Origin of the sequence: Halovenus anhuiensis, assembly GCF_037080055.1 — an archaeon.
Lineage (GTDB): Archaea > Halobacteriota > Halobacteria > Halobacteriales > Haloarculaceae > Halovenus.
The window spans coordinates 16,958-38,835 of the sequence record NZ_JBAOJI010000014.1; the positions used below are offsets into that span (position 1 = coordinate 16,958).

The following is a 21,878-nucleotide window of genomic DNA, read 5'->3' on the forward strand; positions in this document are numbered from 1 at the left end:
GCCGAGAGAGAGAGCAAAAAACGGTGTCAAAGAGTGTAAATAGAGACTTCCAATGGAAGGAGTTCATCCTTGATAAAGAAGTCTGGAACTGTTTCGCTCTCCCAGTCAGTATCAGCTAAAAACGCTCCCAAATCATCAGACCAGTCCGGTTCAACATTAGATGTCGGAGCTTCTCCAAGGTCAGCGGCAAGCACCTTCCAAATCGTCGCTTCTTCGTACAGATCTGGATCGCTTGGGATATACCCCAGAATGGTGTTTGGAACAACTACAACGAGCAATTCACTGTGACGTGTCAACGAGACGTTGATCCGCTTTTCCGAAAGCAGAAAATCACTTTCTGTATCAATATACGACGGATCTGAAACCGTCGCGTTAACTACCATCATATCCCGCTCACCCCCTTGGAATTTGTTGACCGTTTCAATCTGCGTGTCTCTACCCGGGAGCGACCGCCATCCGCCATCCGCATCGGTTCTTCGACTGGTTGGGAGATGTGAATGGAGATGCCCACGGTGGGCGTTGTGTGGTGTCACAACACCAATTTCAGTATCCTCGTCAGTATGAGGAATCAGCGACTGTGTAATGATACTCTCAATCGGGTTCCATTGCTGATGCTCAACCACTGGATCGTACGTGATTAATGCAACACTTGTCTCGCCGCTGAACACGGTTTTAAGAACGTCTGGAGGAGCATCGTCTGTCTCGTACCCAGCTAACTCTTCGTTAGCCTGATACGGAATTCCATCTTTCGAGTACAACGTACGTTGCATCAGAGAGGCAACTTGCTCATCAAATCGGAACGTAGTATCAAGCTGGATAAGCGGAATAGAAACAGCCTCTCGATCGCAATCATGTTTGAAGCCGTCCATTTCGGCCTCATCTAAGACATCAATGCCGCGGAGTAAGCGGAAGTAATTAAGAGCCGACAAGTGAGCAGCTGTCTCACGAATATCCCGGCGGCGTACGTCATCCCAATCTGCTTTCTGGACAGGTGGAAGTTGTCGGTGATCACCGGCAACCAACACTTGCCCCCCTTCCCGAAATCCAACTCCAGCATGGAGCAGCTGCGGTATTTCCAGCATCGACGCTTCATCAAAAGCGATCACGTCCCACACAGACTGTGCGGCCACTTCCGCCGTATCTGGCTGTGACCCCGGTGTGTATCGCTTTAAGAAATTCCAACTCCGGGGAACGGTAGCAAAGACAATCGTGATCGGTGGTTCCGACTCGTTAGCTGAGTCAGATTCTGCATCAGCACCGCCCTCATCGCCGCTCTGAGAGGAATCACTCCACGATGACAACGAAAGTTGCTCGTCTCCACCAGGGCTTCCAGCCACTCCGTCCCCACTTGTCCGCTCATGAGTATGCGTATCTGTGTGCAACCGCTCACAAATCCGATCAATACGAGATTCGTGAGCATCTTTATTGTAATCTGCGTACGTGACGTTTGACTCTCCTGTCCCGTTACGAGAACCAATTCGGACCAATTCAACATCACCATGCGATGCGAAGGGAGCGTCATCGGACTCTGCCTGCTCAAGCAACTCTGCTGTGTCCTCCAGTAATTGATCAATCGCCGTGTTTGACGGAGCAGTAACGAGCATGTTGGCAGAATGGCCATCGGCAGTCGCTGCATAAGCTCGTGCAAGAAGCGAGGGAGCCATCGTTGCAGCCGTTTTTCCAGTACCAGGCGGGCCTTGAAGGCAAACAAACTGAGCGTCGTCTTCGGTGATGAATTCCTGTTGTTGAGAACTTGGGTACGTGTCTGCATCAACTTCTTCAGAAAGCCACTGCGCAAAAACACCCATCGGAGACTGCTCCTCTTGCTCATCCAGCCAACTTGCTTCTACGGTGATTGTCGAGTTCTGGAATACGCTTGTTTGAGGGTTGTGCAGGTCGCCGTGGCGAACAGCCTCTAATCGGCTGTGTATGCCGTTTGTGTCTGCGTGTTCAAGAGCGTCGTAAGTCCATCCGCTCGTAATATCATCGGTTTTCGGATCAAGAATGAGATCTTTGCCCTCCTCAACGTAGAGGTAGTCATCTTCACCGCGCCGATTACTATTTCTCGTCCACGTATCGTGTCGCTCCCCGAAGTCACCAGCCGGGCCAAAGAAATTCTGGAGCGTGAATGTGATACTATTTTGTGTCGGAGAAAGTTCTTCAACAGTTGCGTTAGCACCGCTTTCGATTTCCCGGGGTTTAGATACGTCCGAGGAGGGAGTGGATGGATGGAATTCGTTTGCTACCATCCAAGAGCCACTTGATGAACCGTCGTTTCCGGTCTGGCTACAGGCCGAGCGAATCGTTTCGTGATTTCGGCTAAAGACGCCGTGATAATTGAGTGTCCCCTCCACTCGCAAATCCCTTCGAGACACCTGTTCGATATCGTCGACTTTGACTGGGATTGATTCACCCGAGACAATCCGCTGCCGTTCAAACAACCGGTATGTGTTGTATGTTTCTTCACGGCTTGCTCGATATTCCTCCACGAGATACCTTCTCGCCCCAGTTGCGAGCGATGGCGACTCAAACGAATCTACTGCCAGTTCATTTACTGGATAAGGAGTCTTCGTGAACGTCGCGTCTGAATACACAAGCGATCGTTCAACGTGTTCAAGCATGTCGCAGAAATGCCGTCCAAGCGTGAGAAGGTCAGCAGGCTGGAGCTCCTCATTCGTACTGTTTGTCCGGTACCGATAGTTATCTAACTCAAATTCCGCGAGTACAGTGTCATCGACTTCAGCTGCCCAGTCATCATCAATTCGACCGACAGCTGACCACAGGTATCCCAGCGGGATTGAGGCACCAATCCGCATCCGTGTATTAACACCATCAACGCTATCGTAGTCATCTATATCTGGAACGATTCGGTCTCCCTTGCGATCAGCAGCAACATCAATATCAAACAGTCGCCGGTCAAATACATGCCGTAAGTCATACTCCGTTTCAGAGTCAGCTGGCGTGTACTGCCAGTCCTCAGTTCGATGGGATTTTCGATAACTCTCAGACGGAGGGTAAAGTTCCTCATACGCGTGAACAAGCCCTGGCGACGGCGTTTCAAGAATAATGTGGTCTGTAATCTCCGTGCGGAGCGTAGAAACCATAGAATCATCTTCTCGGTCCACTCCCTCGATAGTTGAGCGAAGAGCTTGAATCCGGGCAGACGCAGAATGGCGGTCAAAAGCCTCAGTAAGCGCCTCAATCTCCTGGTCAGTGTATGTGTAGAAGTGCAGCGGTGGGTTCTGAGGGCCACCCTCCGGGAATTCAATGCCTTCTGCCACATCTTGGATGGCATCAAACAAGTCAGCAGTAAACTCGTCGAGAAGGGCTTCTTCGTGTTCGTTCGCAGTTGCAATGTCGTCTGAGGCCCCTGAACTAATCGCAGACACTCGCTGCGGCTCCGTGGTGCTTTCTGTTGCTGTCACGCGGGCGCTTGCTTGTATGACCCGGTCACGGAGATGGTCGTGTTGGATGTTCAAATACACTCGGACCATCGAGCCATGCAGATAGTCATGATCGAAATCGGTGTCTTCTCCGGGATTATCATCTGGAAGCGAGCACGACCCTGTACCGGGAATCCAGTTTCGTGGCCGGTCGCTCGGACCGTCTGACTCTGGGTTGAATGTATCGAGGAGGCCATCTGCTCGATAAATAAGTTGAGTGAGTTCTTCGCCGATCCCAGGAGTAGCCTCTAATTCGCGGTCAATCCCGAACGGAAGCTTGTACGTCGTCGGTTTCCAGTCATCAGTACTCGGCGTTGAACCGAGGCTAGCAAGATCAGAAACAGTCTCAATGTTTTGCGATGTCGCAGATTTGAGCTGGCGTTGTTTCGCTACACTCAACCCAAGCAACCTGACACTCCCTTCAGCAAAGGCATCCGAAATACAGCCTTCATTGTAAGGGCACTGCGCACACTTTTGATCGAGTTGATGAGGGGCTTCCTCAAGTGGCGTAGAAAGAGCAGTTTCAATCGGTCCGCCCTCGGACAAGAGGCGGCGAATATCCATAATCCGCGGCTCAACAGCGAAAGACGGCAACCCTTCCGTTGTGAATGTCTGATAGTCAGACTCCCACGTGACGATGCCACCAGAGAGACATACGCTATCTTTGTCCCCCCGAGTCGAAGAATGGTCTTCGTCGGGCATCGAACGGTCGCCCCTCCCAAGTTCAGTGTCAACAGAGAGTGTACTTCGCTGCAAAAGCTTATCAAGAAGGTCAATGTAAATCGCCGCCTGGATTTGGTGATAGACTTTCTGTTCACTTGTTCGCTTCACATCAATTACGCGGATTTCAGCTCCCTCTGAGGTGGACCAAATATAGATGAGATCAGCATCTCCTTGGACATCCCAGCCGCAGATTGTCCCGGATAACCCTGGTTGATAGAACAGAACCGGTGAGTCATCCCATGCTTCGTCGCTTGAAACTGCTTCTTCGATCGTTGTAAGGAGTTCCGAGTGATTCCGATAAAATTCATCCTCACCAGACTCTTCGCACTCTGTAACGCGGCGTGCATCTGCTTTTGAATTCCGATACACAGTTGTCTCAAACCGGTCACCAGCTTTTGAAAGAAGAATATTAAGCGGGTTGAAAGCCTCATCATAGTCCTCACCATCGTAGCGGACAGATCGGTCAATATCCTGAAAGACGTGTTTTGCATATCGGCTACACTGACTCTGACCGATGTATTCTGCAATAACGGAAGGAGAGAGTTGAAGCGACTGTCTGAGAGGTGTAGAATCATTAGCAGACATCAATCAACACCCGTATAAATTTGAGTATTGGTTCGCATTGCGTGAATCATCTTAGACGGTTTTATTCGGCAACCAGTATAAACTAAACGTCGTATTATGCTTCGACAGTAAGAGAGAATCCCTCACTAATTTTGCAGTTAGATTAGACTACTCTTGACCGCCGTTTTGTGATTTCACGTCCCGTTCTACCCTTGACCAAGCCTTTAATTGATTACGCTCAGTTGCTTTCGATCAGAGTAAACAGATGCCAAACACAAGCCACGATCTGACTCCCCGATACAAGGATGGAATCGATGCTGACGTTCTCGAAACACACGTCGCAGAAGTCAACGACAGCGGATACGTCGATCACGTCACTGACCTGACCCACCACACAGCCGCATGGGTATCGCTCACCCGGCCAGGACAACTCAACACCACTACTTTTGATGGCAACCGCAAAGAGCGGAGACAAACCTACGTCCAGTCTGACGGCTCGATCAATATCGGGACAGAAGAGCACGCCGGTGAGCGTGTTCTCGTCATCATCCTCGACGAACAAATCGACACAGACGACTGACGAACGCCAGTTTTCGGTTACTCTCGATACCACGAGTCGGCTAGAAATTGGTTAAAAAGGTAGATTTATATGAAATCTCTCCAACCGTGAAAATCCGAATGGATGTAACCCGGTTCATCTCCGAGGCGTTACAGGATCGTGCCGACCTGAACCCCGAACGGGTCCGCGCCATCGTTCGGACGGCTCCGACACTCACTGAAGCCCGTGAAACGCTGGGAGACTACATCGAACAACAGGCCGTTGCAGATCGTATCATCCAAGAAATTGTCTTAGAAGACGACACTGTTGATCGTGAGGAGTTCGCTGCGCAAATGCCGCTCGTTGACCCTCGGAATGAGACAAAATCAATGGGGGACCTCTACGTTGAGGATCTCTCGGTGGTCGGAGAGCGTCGATACGTCCTCCGCTTCCCGCAAGACTCTGAAACCGAGATTGAACGCCAACGGATGGCGTTTCTTGGTGTTGCGGATAACGGCGATGTGGGGACGATTTGGGAAACAGTCGACACCATCTCCTTTCCCGAAGAAGACTTGGAGATTATTGAGAACATCATCACGATGGATGACCCGCTTGCAAGGTTTCACGAGCCCCGTGCTGATTAGGTTTCCTAGGCATGTGGAGAGTCGACCGAGGTTTGTTGAGTAGTAGCTACAGAGTAGTGTTAGCTAAGTATAAAGTTGGGGTTAAATATGAGAGCTCGAAATTGAAGGCTGGATGCTCGCCAAATCCCACTCAAAATTCCCTGTAACGGTCGCTGAACCGGAGACAGTCTCGACAGGCGAGTTGTTTCTCTCGGATCTAATGTCTTCGGGCGTCAACAGCGCAACCCCGAAGACGATTACAAGAGCAACGTGCACCATCGGAGCCCGTTATCGCGCCTGTGAACTAACCGAGGTTGTCGTTCCTGATCACTATACTGCAGTTCTAGAATATGCAGATGAGCGCCGATACCAAATAGAATATCTCCTCGACCAGGCGAAAACGACCGATATGATCGTGCAAAAATTGGAAGACTACGTTCTCGGTGATAACTGGAAACTGCTGATCATTGCCGAAGGCCCATTGTCTCAAGGTGCAACGCGGTACTGTGAATCGAACGCAAATGTTGATGTGATCCGCTTGGATCAAGAACTGAACGGCAAATCGGCAGTCTAACTGTGTCAAAGTAATCGGTGAAGTGGGTGACCGATTGCTTCTCGAATGCCAAGCACGGCTGCGCTGACAAAGACCAGAACCATTCAAAAGTCGAAGCCTCGTTTCTTGTTGACATCCTCCCACGGCTGAAACCGTGGGATTCCCACGTTGGGATATTAAGGTCTACAGTCGCGCCTGTTCTTGTGGGACCACTCGCCCCGTCGATTTGTCGAACAGACGTACCGATGGCTGTGCCAAGCAGCCGTTACTCCTATCCTCAGACGGACTCGGAGTTACCGTCGCTCGCATATTCTCTGCCGCGTTCAAGTCACTATTAGCGACCAATTCGCAGTTTTTACACACGTACAGCCCACGCTCGACACGGTTTGAATCGGCTTTCGTGCCGCAGTCACAGCACGTTATCGATGTAGCCAACTCGTATTCATCGATTCGTTCAACCGCAATCCCACGTTCTTCAGCTTTGTACTCGATGTGACTGAGCAGCCTTTCAAACGCCCAGTCGTGCAGGCGTTTATTACCATGCCGTCCCCAGCCCTCGTCTTTGCGGATGTTTTTCGGATGACCGACTGCTATCGTGCCAACATTTCGGTCAGCACACTGCTCAACAATGTCTTTCGACAGGGTGTGCAGAAAATGTTCTTGTCGTCGGGATTTCTTTCGACGTGCCCACTCTGCGTGGTCGCTCGGGCCATTTTTGCCTTCCGTCTCGTATTCTTGCTGTCGGAAGTAGTGAGCATCCTCTTTCAGAGCGTTGCCGGGATACAGTAGTGTCTCGTCACCGACAGAGACAGCTGCCGTGTTACAGATGCCGAGGTCAACACCCGCCGTCTTCTCACCAAGAGTATCGGCTGTCTCAATCTGCATTTTACAGACGAAGTGGAGTTCCCACTCGTCACCAGTCCAGACAGCACGCACCGTCTGGACAGTTTCAACAGCGTCCAGTGTTTGATCGTCCGTCTGAAGCGTGTACTCACAGAGAATGTAGTCAGCGGCGTAGCGCGACTCCTTCATGTTCGTCCCTTTCGAGAGGCGAACACGGTTGTACTGAGTGTCAAGTTTGAAGCCCTGATTTTTCCACGTCACTGTTGAGCGCGGGTGGTCGTCGCCGTGTTTGCGGTAGCCGGGCGGGTTCGCCTCTGGGTCATTCTGCTCGTACCACGAGACGAACGCTTCACCGAGTTCCTGAAGAACTCGTTGACTAGATTGGCTGTGTAGGTCTGCATAGCGTTCGTGGCTTTTGAGGTACGAACAGAGATCGTCGGCGTCCGGAATGTGGCCGATAGCATCCCAGACACGCGAAATTGTCCATCGCCCGACGTTCCACAATTTCGACGCGGCAAAGCCATGCGAATCGAGGTCATCACTGACTTGCGAGTGGTTACAGATACTCGCTTTGAGTGTCCGCGTGACGACCCGATTCGACATACGTAAGCATAGTATTTTTAATAACATAAACGTTAGGCATCTCGGTGTGGAATATCCAGCCATGGCTACAAGCGTAAAGAGATTCCCAGTTGTCGGCTTCATCCCACGGCTGAGCCGTGGGCTTTCGCCTCGCTACCGCTGTAAACGTGGCCGGGCCATTCCGGCAGTTTGTTTGACAAGCACTGATGCGAAGTGTACACAGTTCCGCGATGGGACGGCGAACCGGTGGAACTAAGCGACAATACCCTGATCAACGCCACCGATACCTGAGTTCTGAAGATTCAGCTCGTCACAAAAGATTACCAACCAGGTCAACAAGAATTTGCGTATGTTCCGGACTGGTGCAACAAGGAGGGCTGTATGGTGAACTACCCCGACCTACTCAGCGGCTACCGCCGCTTCCTTGAGGTCGGGGCTTCCTTGCTTTCGCGTCGGAGTTCCTGATTCAACGACGGTGCTTGCAGACACTGACTCCCGGTGAGTCGTGTCCACAGCGGCTCCAGTCTCCAGCAGGCGTTGTATTTCGGACTGTCCCAGCCCTAACTGCTTCAATCCACGTTCTAACACGTTTAGTGCGGCATTCCAATCACGGTCTAGTTCAAACCCGCAACTTGGACAACTGTGTTCTCTGACCCAGAGCGGCTTGTCCGTCTTCACACCGCACTCGCTACACATCTTGGTGGTGTTTTCTGGGTTGACCTGCCGGACGTGACAGCCATGCAGGTCAGCCTTGTATTCAAGAAGCGTGATGAATTGTCGCCATGCGGCGTCCTGCTTGTTCTTGGCGTTCTGACTGCCTTCCAGCATCCGCTTCACATCCAAGTCTTCAACGAACACGGCGTCGTATTCCGTGACCAGCCATGTCGTCAACTTATGCTGGAAGTCAAGGACTTTTCGCCGGATGCGACGTTTGATGGACGCAACATTTTGGCGCTGTTTCTCCCAGTTCTCACTGCCCTGTTCTCGTCGTGACAGGGATCGCTGGGCTTTCCGCAACCGTTCGTACTCCGCTTCTACGTCCAGATTCCCGATGGAGAGGCCGTCACTGGTATGGGTGTAATTGAGGATGCCGAGGTCAACACCCACGCAATCGTCTGGATTGAGAGTATTGACTGGTGGTTTCTCGGGGAGATGTTCCTCGTCTACGTCGAGTGCGAACGAGACGAACCACTCGCCCGTTGGTTCGTGTTTGACCGTGACTTCTTTAATTACGGCGTCATCAGGCAGTGGGCGGTGGTATCGGATGGGTATGTCACCAATTTTGGAGAGCCACAGTGTCGGGGTCTGGCCACTCGTGTTTTTGAGTTTGAAGCCAGACTGCGAATACGTCATACTCTGAAACTCTCGCGGCGATTTCCATTTCAACCACCCGACGTTGTACCCGGCATCTTTCTTGTCTTTCAAATTGCTAAGGTTGTCGTAGAACCGCGTGACAGTGCGTTGCAGTGCTTTCGAGTGAACCTCACCAAACACCGGGAACTCGTCTTTCCATGGTTTGAGACGCTTATGATGTTTGTACGCACTGCCGATAGTATTGGTATCGTCGGGCAGATTTTCGTATTCGTAGCGGGTGTAGTTGTAGGCCTGACGATGGATGTCGATGTGCCGTTTGAGTTCCGCCGCTACCTCACTTGGTGGGTGAGCGCGGTAGCGGTGTGTGTATTCCATCGTCGTACCCTAATTACGCACTGACAGAAAGTTAATTGTTTGTATAGGATACAGCGATTCATCCTCGCCCTACTCGCTTCCTTTGGTCGCTCGTTGAGGACGGGCATTCTCGCCTATATTCTGGTAAACACAGTCAGCCGGGAAGTGTGTTGGCTGTACCGACGGTCTTTCTCGACAGCCAAAGTGCAGGCACGAAGAATCTGAAGCGTAATCAGCTCGAATGTCCTTAGATGTTGTAAGGGATTATATTGCCAGAATGAAGATATTCGTGTAAACGAGTGACGCGCCGAGCACGTGTACTCATTACATTTCAACGTACTGGGCTTCCCAGTTGCAACGGGCTTCAAGTTCGCGCCGACCGCGCTTGGTGACAGAGTACACGTTCGTCCGGCGGTCTTTCTGTCCTTTTTCGACGAGACCTTTCTCGACGAGCGTATCCAAGTTCGGGTAGAGTCGGCCATGATGGATCTCTTTCTCGTAGTACTGCTCAAGTTCTTCTTTGATTGCAAGGCCGTGCGGTTCGTTTTGGCCAGCAACCGTGTACAGGAGGTCACGCTGAAATCCTGTCAGATCATACATATTCGTCATTCAAATACTAACCATATAAATACATTGCTATGAAATCCCCGCTCACTACATCTACTAACCCCTTCACGTCAATTATAGGTGTTGACTATGCTTCTTCAATCCCGCACGCTATCCCAAACATAACTGTCTCTTGATAGAAAATCTGTGATCAGTATGCAGTTTCACCGAACGATTCACGATCTATTCGAAGAATCAATCAGTACAGGTGAGACAGTGATCGCTGAAGAATGCGGTCTATCCGGGTTTATCAGAAATACTGTGCAAGATACAGAGGATAGATTCAGCAGCTGCTTCTAGTGCTTTCACAACGAAACAACTGAACACCCAGGTCAGGTCGATCAAGACTGCGTAAATTAATTGATTAAACTAAAGGGTTATAAAAACACCTTGTGGACACAATGACCGCGGCGCTTGACCGGTTCAAACAAAAATACGCCGGGACGCTCATTGGGAAATGCTTCGTGCTCGCTGTGATTGCGGCGGGAGTCGTTGGAATGTTCGCGGTCGGAATTCTTGAGATCTGGTTTACCACCCAGATACTTGGGTGGAGATCAAACGTCGCATTGGTAACTGGAGGAGTGGTGGGTATCGTTGTGGCGGTGGCATTATTTCACGCATGGATAATGTGGCTCGTCGACTGGCGTCAACAGCCAACCGCTCCTATGCAGGTTTTATTCGACGAGTACTGGTGAGTTTTTTCTCTCATCTTCCCGGCGGAGCATATCTACAGTGGTTTTCAACCGGTATAGGTAGATCAGGCCCTGTTGAAATCCTTAGAGAGGGACATGTTCGTTCTGTAATTCCATCAGATGAATCCACTCCTGAAGTCACAGCTTCTCCGGTTTACTGAGAGGGCGATCCATGCCCGTTCAATTGTACTTGAATCAAGGTGACGCCCAGTAGTATTGACCAACAGCAGTTCTCCAGCGGGGTGGCAAGTCCTGCGACCGTGAGTTCGGCGCAGTCGTCGAGGCCGCTCGTTTCGATGTCGAACGCAATTGGTTCCAGATTGCCCATATCCGCTCTGGGCGGAAACCACGTCACCCACCAGTGCGAAGACGGTGAACGGCGGATGGGGCGTATCCCTGGATGCATGAAATATCGCATCTGGATCAAAAAGGCGATGTCATTCTCGTTGATCTGTAGGGCTGGCAAGACGAGAAAGGCGACATCGACTGATCGACGGTTTTTCTGCGTTTTTCCAAGCGGTGAGCCACAGGCTCGTGGCGAAAAAGCACTGGCATACTTGGTATGCCGAAAGAACTATCTTTATTTCGGTGAATTTAATCTATGTATGAAGCGTCGCCGTCTGCTCGTTACCATGGGTGCCGCGCTGTTTGGGACTGCTGGCTGTCTTCGCAGACTCACCGTCGACGAAGCAGACGGGCCACCCTCTGTCGACACGCCGACGGTCGAACTTGGGCTCGGCGAGGAGGCGACCGTCACAGTAACAGCAGAGAATGTGGGATCAATGAGTATCAACACGTTAGTCGCCCCGGCAGACAGTTCACGGGAGAGTCGGCCAGTGGTCGGACTCGACGAGGAAAATCTGAGCCCATCACCGACCAGTGTCGCCGAGAGTATGCCTCCGGACTGGAACTGGTCACCGCCGCGAGCGACCATCTCCTACGAGGCTCCGGTACGTGTTCCCAGTGATGTTTCCCCGGGAGTGTACGACTATCCAGTCACCGTCTCGAAGGACGGGGTTCGAGAGTCGGGCCCAATCAGAGTGCGCGTCTGTTGCAAATAGTGTGGGTATCAGACAGGAGTGCCGCTTTTGTCAAAGATTTCTTGTCCCTTTCAAATTAACGAAATGTTGATACGGGCGCTTAGAATCATCCTCGAAACTGCGCTCTAACTCACCAACAATCTACGCCACAAGAGCGTCAAACATTATTTAAAACTGGTAAGGCCTCCAGTGGCCAGTATGCAGCTCTACTCACCAGCGTATTCAGCCAGTTCTACGACGAAAATAACTACCGTGTGAATCGTTCTATGACACCCTCATCTGTCTGTGTGCCACGTGTCTGTACCACGGCACTGAAACACGAACCCGGCGCATGGTACACTGCCGTGGTACACGAACCCGGTACACTCACTCGGTACGTCGACGTGGGTCACGCACCCGGGACTCAAACGTTGATCCAGAACCCACTTGCAATTTGGAAAACTCATCGCTTAGACTCTCTACATCTTAGAATCCGGCAGTGCAGTTTTTAACCAATACCAAACAAAACTGCTGATTAACAATGTGTTGCACTATCAATTGCAACAAATTTATATGCATAGGTGTTGTACTACAAAATGCAACAATGGCAGAACCCAACGAAGACTACAATTTCATCTCGCAAGAAGAGTTTGCCGAACTGGCTGCCGAGTACCGCGACGAACTCCTCAAATCGCTTGGCGTCCTCGGCCACCAGCGTTCGCCCAGCCACTCAGCTCCAGGGGAGAAACTCCGAGATTACCCTGTCGAGGCTCCAGTCGGCCACAGAGGGACTCACGAGAGCGTCGGTCAGCGCATCCTCACGGACGTGACTGACTATGACGACGATCTTGATATCCCTGCCTCCAACGATATCCAGTACATGACGATCCGCACGACAACCGGCCTCTCCGCGATCTACTCGTCGGCCACGATCGGGCTGGGCTGGGAGACCGTCCCGACGCCGCGCGAGGTCCGACTCGCGGAGTACTTAGTTGCGCTCGACGAGTCGGACCTGTCCCCAAACGACTATAAGGTTTCGCGGGAGGGCGCGGCGGACATGCTCATCGAGACGCTGTTCCCGCGCGATATTACGTTCGATCAGGACGGACTGTGGATTTCCAACGAGGAAACGGCCGTCAGCAACGTATACTCTATCAAGGACTGTGTCTCGATGGTAACTCAAACGCACGGCGAGACGACCTCACGGCTTCAGCGCGTCCACGGTACGGACGATTTCGGCGACGAAACTGATGTGTTCTCGCGCTGGGAGTTCGGCAACGTCGTGTCCGACAAAGTCGTCGTCGAGAGCTACACCGGCCCCGACCACACAACACCCTCGCCCGACCGACGGCATCGTGTCTACGTGTACGACCCATCCGAGGGGTCCTGGCAAAAGCAGGATGAGTCGACCACGACCGTCAACGGGTGGGGATACGTCGAGACGGAGTCTGCCGAGACTGAATTATACACGATCCCCGAGTTTGCAACGCCCGAGGATGTGCTTGACCTCCCGCGCAAGACGCCCGAGAACCCGCACGCAGACGGTGATGCTGATGAGTGAGGCAACTGGGGACTGGCAAGACCAAGCCGAACAGCTCTCCAATCATGGCGTCCCGCCACAGCGAGCCAACGTCGTCGCGCTCCGGGAGCAGGGCTGGACGTATGGAGAGATCGCTGCGGAACTCGGCTTTGGGGCCGACAACGACGACCGCTCGCAAGTTAAAACGCATCTGGATGCCTACCGTGAGCAGCGCGAAGCAGCCGCATGGCTCGCGGAACATGGGCCTGAGATATAGTGCCCAGCCGAACCGCCGGCTGGACATCTGCTACCGCGAAGACCGTGCGCAAGCAGTTGATGTCTTTCCTGAAAACGTATCTCGGTTCATCATCGAGTAGACTAGAGATCAGCATTTAATCTCTGCTCAAATCCCGGAGTACTGCTCCTCTCTAAACTCTCGATACGCTTCTTCAGTCCCCTCTATCAATCTCTCGTCCGTCTCTCTGAGACCGACTCTCACGAGCATCCGAAGAACCCCTCCTCGACTCTCTGCTTCCGGAATCAGATTTTGAACTGCCTCAGTGAAACTGTGTATCTGCGAGATAACCGTCGATAGAACCACGATCATCGAGACCGATACGTCAGATATGGAGTCCGACGACCCGATAACGACTATCGAGCAACTCATCGATATCGGGATGAAACGGAAGTCCGTGTTGCTCTCGCAGCAGCACAATCAAATCAACAAACAGGAATGACTGCTGACAACTCGATCACGATCCTCAACTTCCTGGCGGCCAACGACGAGCAGGCGTTCACACAGCCCGAGATTCACGAGGCGACGGACATCCCGCGAGGAAGCGTCAGCGTCGTCCTATCACGGTTAGAGGACCGGGGATTAGTCCGACACCGCGGACGGTACTGGGCAATCACAGACGACAAAGACCGGCTCCAGTCAGCGTACCGGCTCCATCGACGGCATGAAACTGCAGACGACCAATACGGCGAAGAGCGTCTTGAAAACCTCCAAACCGAGGACACGGAAGCGGTAGACGGACGAGTGGTTTGAGGATTGTGGAAGGAAAAAACCCACACTCATCTCAAATCCCCTAGTACTGCTCCTCGATCACGATTTTGGAACACGAGTCTGTACCACGAACCCGGAGCACGACTCTGTACCACAGCACTGTACCGTGGTACATCGCCGTGGTACACTCACGCGGGACACTCACTCTGATCGCTGAACCCACACCCCACTTGCAATTTGAAAAACAAAACGAAGAACAACTGTACCTGCCGTTTTCGGCAGGGTGAGAGGAATTGTCACGGTTCGACAGAAGACTTATTGATACACATTGAATGACATCACTATGGAGAGGGAAAAACACCACTGTCCACGAGGAGCAATCTGATAGAATGAACCCCACGGAGGAGGAACTGGCGGCGGCGTATCAATCGAATGCGTCCCACGCAGCAAAAACAAATGAGGAGTGGTCGTCGGTCACCAAGGAGGCAAACGACCATCTCGGTTATCCCCCCAGCAGCGAATGAATATCATCCTCGAACACAGCACTGGAACAGAAAACTCAAAATCATCGACACCGACAGTCAAGACATGGATCGTGACCCGAGCTCGGACCTGGAGACGGCAACAGCAGACCGGGAGAGTTGGCAAAACACGACACCAACAGACGTTGGCGAGGCGCTGTTCGGCAAAATAAGGGATTAAGCAGAGTCGATCTACTTGCCGTCAGACGTGGGATGCAGCTCCTCGATTTCTTCATCGCTCATCTCGTTGATTGAGGTATCTCTCTCGACGATTCGTTCAGCGTTGGCAATGGAGAGCGCTACGTTCGCAAATACGAGATTCCGCCGCGTCGTTCGCCATTCCAAGAGTGTCTCTGAGTTAATCTCCGCGTCGGCTCGGACAGCCGCATCAGGCGAGTTCGCGTTGAATTGCTCGCTGTACTCACGAAGTTGTTCGCGCATCTCGACGACGCGTGTCGAGAGCGTATCAGCATCCGTCTCGTCCAGGATACGCCGCGCCTGTTCGAGAGCGAGTGAATCGGTTGCTCGTCGATACACCGTGGCCTTCGAGTCAGGCGAGGCTGTCTCCGTCACGTAGCCGCGTTCGACCAGCGACCGGAGCTGTTCACGAGCGGTCTGTTCCGACGTGAGAGAGTGTTCGGCCACAGTCGCTGCAGCCATCGGCTCGTACGCTGTCCGCATCACGGACCGCACGCGGTCGGAGGGGCTGGTCTGAGCCTTCCACTCTGCGGCTGCGATGTCATCGATGTTCTCAAAATCATCGTCATCAACACTGAATGGATCAATATCATCCACGGCCACCGGGTCGTCCGGGAGTTCCCCCTCAGAAGGAAACTCGTCAGGACCGTTAGGAGATGTCTCGTCAGTCATAGGGGTCTCTCAGCTCTCCCGGATCGTCGAGATCGTCGATATGCTCATAATAGTACGCAAGCGCCCGATGAACATCACCCAGACTGAGATCGGGGTATAGTCGCGTAATCTCGTCGGGATCGTAGCCGCTGTGTTCGTACGCCGAAGCAATATCCTTGACTCGAATCCCTGTCCCTTTGATTGTCGGCGCACCGTCGCTATGGTCTGTACTCCGAACGATCAGACTCATATCTATAGATTCGTCGTCCTCTCAGATAATCCCTCTCCCCTGCGTTAGACTGATGCTGCTCGGCAGCCAAACACTGGACATGGGAAATCGTTTAGCGGACGGATATCGGCAACGAGCAGACCGGTCTCGACAACTGGCCGAAGAAATGGAAGGAACGTCAGCAGAAGCAACCGAACGACTCGGAGATGCTCCGGGGTGGGGAGAATGACTATGACTCTCGAAGAAGAAATTGACGAGGCACTTGCCCTATACGGGATGTCGCGCAGCGAAGAAGTCGAAGAAACCGCTCGAACAGTCGCAATGCTGCAGGATTAAGCAGAGTCGCCTACTCGCTGTCAGATGTGGTATGCAACTCCTCGATCTCTTCATCGCTCATCTCGCTGATCGGAGTCCGGTCTACTGTCGGCTCGCCGAGACCGTGACCGACTGGGACTGCCTCGGGAGTCTCCTGATCAGGTCTCCGAGCGGCTATCTGATCCCGGAGTGCTGTCTTCTCTTTATCCATTCGCTCCCTGAGCATCTCCATCTCTTGGTGGTTGGTCTGATAGTACTCGACGGCAGCATGGACATCCTCAGGGTCCAGTCTGAGATCTTCCGCAAGCTCGTCGACCGTCCATTCTCCATCCGTGATTTGCCGATAGATCTGGATCACAGAAATCCGTCTGCCGACGACATGAGGAACGTCCATGAGATCCGTCTCAATACGGTCTGATGTCATGTTTCCTCACCAGGACCAGACATACCCCAGGTTAGAATCCCTCTCAGATAATTCCTCTCCCTGGGTTAGATTGATCCTTATCCGCAGCGGAGCACTGGGCATGGACTCCGACGACATCGATCACGACGATCTCGTCGACCAAGCTGAGACAGTCAAATCAGCAGTAGAGGGGACGATGTATTATCCAGTCGCTCACGGCGAAGCGCACCGGTTAATCAACATGATTGAGGAGATGGTGGACGACGATATATCGACTAGTGACAGGTCTGAGTGAGACTGGCCCATCAGAAACTCGGTTTGAGTCGCGGATGACCGCGGCCGTACCGATCGTTGCACTCCTCAGCAACCTCGTCGAGTTTCTCGTCAAGCCAGCAGTCCCGGCACTTTTCGATGCTCTCCCAGTCTGGATGCACCCAGACCATCGGGGCGGCCGTTCTCGTCAGTGTGCTCGGTCTCAGGAAGTTCTGAACCGCAGCGCTTGCAGTGCTGCGGGTCGTCGAGTTCGAGCCGTGAGCCGTCTTGACGATCAGAATCAGAAGTCATTATACCTCCGGGTCCGGGAGCGAGTTGACGTGCTCACGGTAACAGGACACGTCGCAGTACGTCGCTCCCATCTTGGTGTAATTGCTGTACGAGTTCTGCGGCAACACGTCCCCACAGTTCGGACATCGGCGACTCATCAGGCATCAGCCCCGTTGACAACCGATTCCAGCTCATCAAGCGGTACCCCCTCAGTCTCGCACTCGACTGTGGTTCGATCACGCCTACAGCGCGTCGTGGATGATCTCGAAGCGCTCGAAGCCCACGGTGATCTGGCCGAGGAACTCCGCGAAATCGTCTGCGAGACAGGTGATGCGAGTGGGTAGCAGCCCTACTCCGGTATCTCGTATCGACAGAACTCGTTGGCCCCACAGTCCGGACATTCATCAGTTCCCGGCGACACGCTTGCACCGCAGTGGCGACATTCGACGACCACTTTTGCCCCGCCACCGGGAAGAAGACGAGTAAGGATTGTCCGGACTCCCATCGTTCCTCAAGCTACAGGTGACGGCGGATTAACTCTGACGGACGGCTTATTTGAGCGGAAACCTGGTGTGCATTATAACCAGAATCACGCCGAAGGCTTACATTAGACGACGCCACAGAAATGAATGGAAGGAATACTGTCACACGCTCCTTCCACCCCTGTATGAGCGCTGATGACTCGCCTCTCGGTCACTGCCCGGACTGCGGTAAACGTATCGCCAGAGCATGGCTTCTAGTTGAGTACGAGAAAGACGACGGTACTGAGGGCGTGTGGGTCGAGTGTCCAGCGTGCGAAGACGTTGTCGCGCCAGAATGAGTATCGGTGTTGTACCGATGGTTTGTGGGTGTCTGAAGCCAGAGACTGCCAAGTACTCGGGTCGAATACACAAGGTGGCTTGTAGCTGAAATTACTCTACACGAACTTCGACTCTGGCCTCTCCCAAAGTAGTGATATTAACTGCAAATACTCCAGTCATCGAAGCTTCATGAGTTCCGGTATTCTCAGTTTCGGCTTCAAATGTCCCGACACCCTCGTCATCTGGATTCGTCAATACAACAGTAGTCCGTGCTCCTTCGATGTTATCGATAGAGACCGAGATCGTCTGACCTTCTTCAACTTCGAAATTGTAGCGCTGTATATCTCCCTCGTAGACCGTCTCATCTACGACAACTTCTTCATTTGAACCCCCACCAGAGTTATCATTAGAGCCGTCTCCTGAGTCTCCTTCACTACAGCCAGCTACAACAGTAACTCCAAGCACCCCTGCCGTAGCCAGAAAATTCCGTCGTTCCATAGTCTACCAATTGGGTTATTTATATTTGGAGTTTGGGATAGGAATTGCAGACTAATACTACAATTTAGATTCGATATCGCAACCCTCAGAAACGAATTGGAAAATATTAGTTAGAATATTAATCCAACTGGTTGTTAATTCGATAATATAGACTGACCACACTACTGGATTTCCCGCCACGGTCAATCCAACTATCCAAAGAGAGGGCACACATCAGTACTGCAACCATGTTGGGTCTCTCTGAATCATCGGATTTGATTCTTACCCAGCAATTCCGCGTTCAAATCGTTGATGAGCGATTTTTCTGTACAACGCTTAAACCGAGAAGTACAGAGCCCAAAACCACAATAGTAGCTCACTGAGTGATTTATTGCTAGTGTTTATGAAACACCCGGGCCAAGTCTGGTCCAACCCGCTCTATGCCATACCTTGGACTAATCAATGGTAACGAGGTTCTCCCTCCACAGGTGGCGGACGGAACAAGAGTTGAATGTCCGGGCTGTGGAGAAAAGATGTCAGTAGTTCCATCACACACCAGCGGGTCTACTTTCGTATCTCGGCACTTCAGTCACAAGGGTGGCGGGAAAGGAGACGGTAGCGGAGCCGGTGATAGTGGTGAGGGCTGCTCTGGGGAATCCAAAATGCACCATAAGATGAAGGCGATCGCATATGCACGCCTAAAGAATGATTACCCGGAGGCAACCATTGAACTCGAATCAGAACTTGAGGGACGCATTCCTGATGTGCTATTAGAATTTCCCGAACCGCGTGATCCATTCGGGAAAGGAATTGCAGTTGAAGCTCAGTACCGAAACAAGGGGAAAGACAAAGAAGCGGTCATAGAGCATTACCTTGATCGGGAGTACAGCGTTGCATGGCTTGAAGAGGACGACTTTGCAAGTCATGACGTTGACCTGTCCGGGATTCAGTCAGTGTGGCCGTACGCCCTCCCCAGCCGGGAGGGAAGAGAAGGATATCCTGGCGTGACTCAGTGGCTATGGCAAGAAAAGAACCCAACTGTAGAGAGAGAAATCCCGATTCCTGCAGATTACTGGATGTCGTATGATAAGTCAGGGGAGTGGGTGACTGTCGCGGAACAAAGCGTCAAGAAACGAGGTAGCGCACGGATTTCTAAAACGCCAGACGGTCATTTGACCTTCTCCCTCGGGAAAGCGAAGCGACTGGGCAAAGGCGAGTCGCTGTCCGTTCAAGTCACTCCGAATGATGTCCGGAAGCTCAGGTCTTTCGCTGGTGAGTTGGGTCAAAAAGCGTTCGGGGAGGGTCGTCCATCACCTAGAGAATGTGATTCAGAGTGGCATGAACTCAGTAAGAAATGGTTAGAAGGGTCGCCGACCGTGACAGCATGGATAACGGCTGCGCTTCCGAATCCTCACGATTCTGATGTTGTTGTGACTCTGTGGAAAAAGCAGGAGGAAACTGAGCGTGTATCGATGAAAGTTCAGCCGTATGCCGCAGACAATCTTCGGTATCTTGCTCTTCTTCTTGATCGAGCCTTCGAGATTGAGGGCGGCGAGAGCAGTGAGGTATTTTCAGAAGTTTAGAAAGAGGTGGGTTATATCGTCGAACCGGTTGGGTTGCTGGTACGTAGGGATGCGTATTGACCGCCAGTTCTTCTAGTTGTTTTGAGAGTCGTTCTAAGCACCGTGGAAGATCCAAGATGCGAATGTAATATGAACTGAGAATCGTTCTGTGAAGAAAAGTGATCAGCCAGTGCAGCAGGATGGTGTGCCGGGAATGATCTACGTCCAGTCGATAGGTCTTAGCTGAGGATTTTTGTGTTGTTGCTCACGACTGGTTTGTGTGAACCAGCAAAAATTTGAACAACAGTTTCCAGAGATCAGGGCGAGATTCGGCCAAGACTTCTGGAGTGACGCACCTTCAGAACATCCTATCAAATACAATATCGCAAGGAACAACTCGACATTTTTCGACTATCTATCAAGACTCGTAAACCAGACCCCGGTGGATAAAATTGCATCTCAATATGAGAATGACCTATACAATATCAGTCAGTTCCGGGCGTTTGAGAGCGAAATGGTGGGATATGTAGCTTCAGAGAGATGGCTATGCTCTAATCCAGTGGTGTTGGACGTGAAGGGCTCTTCCGGTTTCCCTGAATTCGAATGTGATGAATTCGATATTGAAGTCGCTAGGGTACTCGAATCGACTGAAATAGACCAAATAAGAGCTTGGCTTGAAGCCGAGTTCGGGGGAGGGTGTGAAGCGATTGTCGAGAAGAAATCTAAGTACGACAACTACGCCAGCGGGAAGCCTGCTTGGGAGCAGAATGAGAAACAGGTTGATGAGGTACTTCAAAAGTTGGATGGATACGATAAGAGGGACATTCCGTTCACCATTGATACGGACGCTCTCCGGGTTCAGGTAGTGCAATCTAACGCTAACAACGTGGGTTACCTCGGAACGTCAAGTGCTTCAAGAATCATCCCTGACGAGGACAACGACATTCCCGGCAAGATCAGATCCAAAGCCAGTAAGTGCCGTAATAATCGCCCTCTCGTCGTATTCCTTGACCTCGACGATCAGACTGTAGATTGTGTTAGAGAAGTAATTGACAAGACGATTGGCCAACCGTATGGATTCGGGTTAAAAAACGATGTACAACAGTCTCAACACATCATAAACGTGGACCCTGTTTGGGATGACTATCTTGAGGATATCGGAGTAGTTCCGAAGGGGGGAACGAGTAATTATCCTGCTATCAAACCGGGTGATGAAGGGGTGTTCGTCAATAACCAAGTGTCCTGTATCGCTGGGATACTCTTCCGACTATATCACGGTGAGGTAGGTTACATCCCTAATGTCTACACGAGCAATGTTGACGCCAAGAAGATTTATGACCTTCTTGACTGGGGTTTAGAAACTCAGTCGATGGAAGCAAGCGACATTTAAAAATACTGGAGAGGCGGTTGTTTCGTCCTTTTCAGGATTATTCTCTATCTTATCCTTCTGGGTGGCTGTTGACTACATACTCTGTATTCAGCACGCTGCTTCTCTCAACTGGAAGGAGTTCAAGAGGATTAATCCGGGGTGTTACGGATTAATCGGATTAAGCGAGCGCATCGAGAAGTGCGAACTGGAACAATAATGTTCGGCGACGGCCACCAGCTGGCGAGTCCGTCGGATATCCACCAGGTTGTGCTGAAGCAAGGACTTGAAATCACCATCATTCCAGCTCTGGACGGCTGCACCGCTGTCTGCAAACGGATCACGTTCGTTGAGTCCCTCCGGGACATCACTATCCATACTAAATCCTAATATCCGTATCAGAATTAACCTTTTGGTGAACTGCTCTAAAAGGT

22 protein-coding genes and 3 pseudogenes are annotated in these 21,878 nt (G+C 51.8%); 14 read left to right on the forward strand and 11 right to left on the reverse strand.

Going from position 1 to position 21,878, the window contains the following annotated elements; translation table 11 throughout:
- Positions 1–26 precede the first annotated feature (26 nt).
- Positions 27–4,751 carry an AAA domain-containing protein gene (locus tag V8P86_RS18230; RefSeq protein ID WP_336328720.1) on the reverse strand — a complete coding sequence of 1,575 codons (4,725 nt, stop codon included), beginning with the start codon at positions 4,749–4,751 and terminating at the stop codon, positions 27–29.
- A gap of 244 nt (positions 4,752–4,995) precedes the next feature.
- On the opposite strand from V8P86_RS18230, the gene V8P86_RS18235 reads away from it, so the two are divergent.
- The 3 genes from V8P86_RS18235 to V8P86_RS18245 all read left to right on the forward strand — a co-directional run bounded on the left by V8P86_RS18235 (position 4,996) and on the right by V8P86_RS18245 (position 6,465).
- On the forward strand, positions 4,996–5,310 hold the full coding sequence (locus V8P86_RS18235; protein WP_336328721.1) for a hypothetical protein: 315 nt from the start codon (positions 4,996–4,998) through the stop codon (positions 5,308–5,310).
- 98 nt (positions 5,311–5,408) lie between these two features.
- Positions 5,409–5,912, forward strand: a complete 504-nt coding sequence (locus V8P86_RS18240; RefSeq protein WP_336328722.1) for a hypothetical protein — start codon at positions 5,409–5,411, stop codon at positions 5,910–5,912.
- Between the two features lie 199 nt (positions 5,913–6,111).
- The gene (locus V8P86_RS18245) at positions 6,112–6,465 is read left to right on the forward strand and encodes a hypothetical protein (protein WP_336328723.1); all 354 of its coding nucleotides are present in this window, start codon (positions 6,112–6,114) and stop codon (positions 6,463–6,465) included.
- A 162-nt stretch (positions 6,466–6,627) separates the two neighbouring features.
- Here the strand turns inward: V8P86_RS18245 and V8P86_RS18250 are convergent, their stop codons facing one another.
- The 3 genes from V8P86_RS18250 to V8P86_RS18260 all read right to left on the reverse strand — a co-directional run bounded on the left by V8P86_RS18250 (position 6,628) and on the right by V8P86_RS18260 (position 10,137).
- Positions 6,628–7,890 (reverse strand): RNA-guided endonuclease InsQ/TnpB family protein, encoded by a 1,263-nt coding sequence (locus V8P86_RS18250; protein WP_336328739.1) that lies wholly within the window; start codon positions 7,888–7,890, stop codon positions 6,628–6,630.
- A gap of 378 nt (positions 7,891–8,268) precedes the next feature.
- Positions 8,269–9,558: an RNA-guided endonuclease InsQ/TnpB family protein gene (locus V8P86_RS18255; protein WP_336328724.1), complete on the reverse strand. Its 1,290-nt coding sequence runs from the start codon at positions 9,556–9,558 to the stop codon at positions 8,269–8,271.
- Between the two features lie 303 nt (positions 9,559–9,861).
- Positions 9,862–10,137: a PadR family transcriptional regulator gene (locus tag V8P86_RS18260; protein WP_336328725.1), complete on the reverse strand. Its 276-nt coding sequence runs from the start codon at positions 10,135–10,137 to the stop codon at positions 9,862–9,864.
- Positions 10,138–10,544: 407 nt separating this feature from the next.
- Between V8P86_RS18260 and V8P86_RS18265 the strand changes: the two genes are divergently transcribed.
- The 5 genes and pseudogenes from V8P86_RS18265 to V8P86_RS18285 all read left to right on the forward strand — a co-directional run bounded on the left by V8P86_RS18265 (position 10,545) and on the right by V8P86_RS18285 (position 13,650).
- A complete protein-coding gene (locus tag V8P86_RS18265) occupies positions 10,545–10,838 on the forward strand; it encodes a hypothetical protein (RefSeq protein WP_336328726.1) in 294 nt (97 codons plus the stop codon).
- A gap of 293 nt (positions 10,839–11,131) precedes the next feature.
- A pseudogene (locus V8P86_RS18270) lies at positions 11,132–11,289 on the forward strand (S1 domain-containing protein); the annotation flags it as partial.
- Between the two features lie 151 nt (positions 11,290–11,440).
- The gene (locus V8P86_RS18275; protein WP_336328727.1) at positions 11,441–11,896 is read left to right on the forward strand and encodes a COG1361 family protein; all 456 of its coding nucleotides are present in this window, start codon (positions 11,441–11,443) and stop codon (positions 11,894–11,896) included.
- A gap of 562 nt (positions 11,897–12,458) precedes the next feature.
- Positions 12,459–13,415 carry a hypothetical protein gene (locus V8P86_RS18280; RefSeq protein WP_336328728.1) on the forward strand — a complete coding sequence of 319 codons (957 nt, stop codon included), beginning with the start codon at positions 12,459–12,461 and terminating at the stop codon, positions 13,413–13,415.
- Positions 13,408–13,650 (forward strand): helix-turn-helix domain-containing protein, encoded by a 243-nt coding sequence (locus V8P86_RS18285; protein WP_336328729.1) that lies wholly within the window; start codon positions 13,408–13,410, stop codon positions 13,648–13,650. Before V8P86_RS18280 ends, V8P86_RS18285 begins: the two co-directional genes overlap by 8 nt.
- 126 nt (positions 13,651–13,776) lie before the next feature.
- Here the strand turns inward: V8P86_RS18285 and V8P86_RS19115 are convergent, their stop codons facing one another.
- Positions 13,777–14,040: a DUF8115 family protein gene (locus tag V8P86_RS19115; protein ID WP_503629737.1), complete on the reverse strand. Its 264-nt coding sequence runs from the start codon at positions 14,038–14,040 to the stop codon at positions 13,777–13,779.
- Positions 14,041–14,106: 66 nt separating this feature from the next.
- Here V8P86_RS19115 and V8P86_RS18290 point away from each other — a divergent pair, with 66 nt between their 5' ends.
- Positions 14,107–14,421, forward strand: a complete 315-nt coding sequence (locus tag V8P86_RS18290) for a MarR family transcriptional regulator (protein ID WP_336328730.1) — start codon at positions 14,107–14,109, stop codon at positions 14,419–14,421.
- 671 nt (positions 14,422–15,092) lie between these two features.
- On the opposite strand, the gene V8P86_RS18295 is transcribed toward V8P86_RS18290, so the two are convergent.
- A complete protein-coding gene (locus V8P86_RS18295; protein ID WP_336328731.1) occupies positions 15,093–15,770 on the reverse strand; it encodes a DUF7342 family protein in 678 nt (225 codons plus the stop codon).
- Entirely contained in the window at positions 15,763–15,999 is a 237-nt protein-coding gene (locus V8P86_RS18300) for a DUF433 domain-containing protein (protein WP_336328732.1), read from the reverse strand. Before V8P86_RS18300 ends, V8P86_RS18295 begins: the two co-directional genes overlap by 8 nt.
- Before the next feature lie 88 nt (positions 16,000–16,087).
- Here V8P86_RS18300 and V8P86_RS19020 point away from each other — a divergent pair.
- Positions 16,088–16,207 (forward strand): annotated as a pseudogene (locus V8P86_RS19020) (AbrB/MazE/SpoVT family DNA-binding domain-containing protein); the annotation flags it as partial.
- A 117-nt stretch (positions 16,208–16,324) separates the two neighbouring features.
- Here the strand turns inward: V8P86_RS19020 and V8P86_RS18305 are convergent.
- Positions 16,325–16,717, reverse strand: a complete 393-nt coding sequence (locus tag V8P86_RS18305; protein WP_336328733.1) for a DUF433 domain-containing protein — start codon at positions 16,715–16,717, stop codon at positions 16,325–16,327.
- Between the two features lie 100 nt (positions 16,718–16,817).
- Between V8P86_RS18305 and V8P86_RS18310 the strand changes: the two genes are divergently transcribed.
- Positions 16,818–16,991 (forward strand): hypothetical protein, encoded by a 174-nt coding sequence (locus tag V8P86_RS18310; protein WP_336328734.1) that lies wholly within the window; start codon positions 16,818–16,820, stop codon positions 16,989–16,991.
- Positions 16,992–17,001: 10 nt separating this feature from the next.
- Here V8P86_RS18310 and V8P86_RS18315 read toward each other — a convergent pair whose 3' ends face one another.
- On the reverse strand, positions 17,002–17,139 hold the full coding sequence (locus tag V8P86_RS18315) for a hypothetical protein (RefSeq protein ID WP_336328735.1): 138 nt from the start codon (positions 17,137–17,139) through the stop codon (positions 17,002–17,004).
- Between the two features lie 767 nt (positions 17,140–17,906).
- On the opposite strand from V8P86_RS18315, the gene V8P86_RS19025 reads away from it, so the two are divergent.
- Positions 17,907–18,059, forward strand: coding sequence for a DUF7837 family putative zinc-binding protein (locus V8P86_RS19025; protein ID WP_442909431.1), 153 nt, complete (start codon positions 17,907–17,909; stop codon positions 18,057–18,059).
- 91 nt (positions 18,060–18,150) lie between these two features.
- Here the strand turns inward: V8P86_RS19025 and V8P86_RS18320 are convergent, their stop codons facing one another.
- Positions 18,151–18,537 (reverse strand): twin-arginine translocation signal domain-containing protein, encoded by a 387-nt coding sequence (locus V8P86_RS18320; RefSeq protein WP_336328736.1) that lies wholly within the window; start codon positions 18,535–18,537, stop codon positions 18,151–18,153.
- Positions 18,538–19,049: 512 nt separating this feature from the next.
- Here V8P86_RS18320 and V8P86_RS18325 point away from each other — a divergent pair.
- Positions 19,050–20,099, forward strand: coding sequence for a competence protein CoiA family protein (locus V8P86_RS18325; RefSeq protein ID WP_336328737.1), 1,050 nt, complete (start codon positions 19,050–19,052; stop codon positions 20,097–20,099).
- Between the two features lie 259 nt (positions 20,100–20,358).
- On the forward strand, positions 20,359–21,468 hold the full coding sequence (locus tag V8P86_RS18330; RefSeq protein WP_336328738.1) for a hypothetical protein: 1,110 nt from the start codon (positions 20,359–20,361) through the stop codon (positions 21,466–21,468).
- Between the two features lie 141 nt (positions 21,469–21,609).
- On the opposite strand, the pseudogene V8P86_RS18335 reads toward V8P86_RS18330, so the two are convergent.
- Positions 21,610–21,878 (reverse strand): annotated as a pseudogene (locus V8P86_RS18335) (hypothetical protein); the annotation flags it as partial.

Excerpts from the sequence above, each read along its gene's own strand:
- V8P86_RS18230 (WP_336328720.1), bottom strand. The coding sequence starts at position 4,751 with ATGTCTGCTAATGATTCTACACCTCTCAGACAGTCGCTTCAACTCTCT.
- V8P86_RS18235 (WP_336328721.1), top strand. The coding sequence starts at position 4,996 with ATGCCAAACACAAGCCACGATCTGACTCCCCGATACAAGGATGGAATC.
- V8P86_RS18240 (WP_336328722.1), top strand. The coding sequence starts at position 5,409 with ATGGATGTAACCCGGTTCATCTCCGAGGCGTTACAGGATCGTGCCGAC.
- V8P86_RS18245 (WP_336328723.1), top strand. The coding sequence starts at position 6,112 with ATGTCTTCGGGCGTCAACAGCGCAACCCCGAAGACGATTACAAGAGCA.
- V8P86_RS18250 (WP_336328739.1), bottom strand. The coding sequence starts at position 7,890 with ATGTCGAATCGGGTCGTCACGCGGACACTCAAAGCGAGTATCTGTAAC.
- V8P86_RS18255 (WP_336328724.1), bottom strand. The coding sequence starts at position 9,558 with ATGGAATACACACACCGCTACCGCGCTCACCCACCAAGTGAGGTAGCG.
- V8P86_RS18260 (WP_336328725.1), bottom strand. The coding sequence starts at position 10,137 with ATGTATGATCTGACAGGATTTCAGCGTGACCTCCTGTACACGGTTGCT.
- V8P86_RS18265 (WP_336328726.1), top strand. The coding sequence starts at position 10,545 with ATGACCGCGGCGCTTGACCGGTTCAAACAAAAATACGCCGGGACGCTC.
- V8P86_RS18275 (WP_336328727.1), top strand. The coding sequence starts at position 11,441 with ATGAAGCGTCGCCGTCTGCTCGTTACCATGGGTGCCGCGCTGTTTGGG.
- V8P86_RS18280 (WP_336328728.1), top strand. The coding sequence starts at position 12,459 with ATGGCAGAACCCAACGAAGACTACAATTTCATCTCGCAAGAAGAGTTT.
- V8P86_RS18285 (WP_336328729.1), top strand. The coding sequence starts at position 13,408 with ATGAGTGAGGCAACTGGGGACTGGCAAGACCAAGCCGAACAGCTCTCC.
- V8P86_RS19115 (WP_503629737.1), bottom strand. The coding sequence starts at position 14,040 with ATGAGTTGCTCGATAGTCGTTATCGGGTCGTCGGACTCCATATCTGAC.
- V8P86_RS18290 (WP_336328730.1), top strand. The coding sequence starts at position 14,107 with ATGACTGCTGACAACTCGATCACGATCCTCAACTTCCTGGCGGCCAAC.
- V8P86_RS18295 (WP_336328731.1), bottom strand. The coding sequence starts at position 15,770 with ATGACTGACGAGACATCTCCTAACGGTCCTGACGAGTTTCCTTCTGAG.
- V8P86_RS18300 (WP_336328732.1), bottom strand. The coding sequence starts at position 15,999 with ATGAGTCTGATCGTTCGGAGTACAGACCATAGCGACGGTGCGCCGACA.
- V8P86_RS18305 (WP_336328733.1), bottom strand. The coding sequence starts at position 16,717 with ATGACATCAGACCGTATTGAGACGGATCTCATGGACGTTCCTCATGTC.
- V8P86_RS18310 (WP_336328734.1), top strand. The coding sequence starts at position 16,818 with ATGGACTCCGACGACATCGATCACGACGATCTCGTCGACCAAGCTGAG.
- V8P86_RS18315 (WP_336328735.1), bottom strand. The coding sequence starts at position 17,139 with ATGGTCTGGGTGCATCCAGACTGGGAGAGCATCGAAAAGTGCCGGGAC.
- V8P86_RS19025 (WP_442909431.1), top strand. The coding sequence starts at position 17,907 with ATGAGCGCTGATGACTCGCCTCTCGGTCACTGCCCGGACTGCGGTAAA.
- V8P86_RS18320 (WP_336328736.1), bottom strand. The coding sequence starts at position 18,537 with ATGGAACGACGGAATTTTCTGGCTACGGCAGGGGTGCTTGGAGTTACT.
- V8P86_RS18325 (WP_336328737.1), top strand. The coding sequence starts at position 19,050 with ATGTCAGTAGTTCCATCACACACCAGCGGGTCTACTTTCGTATCTCGG.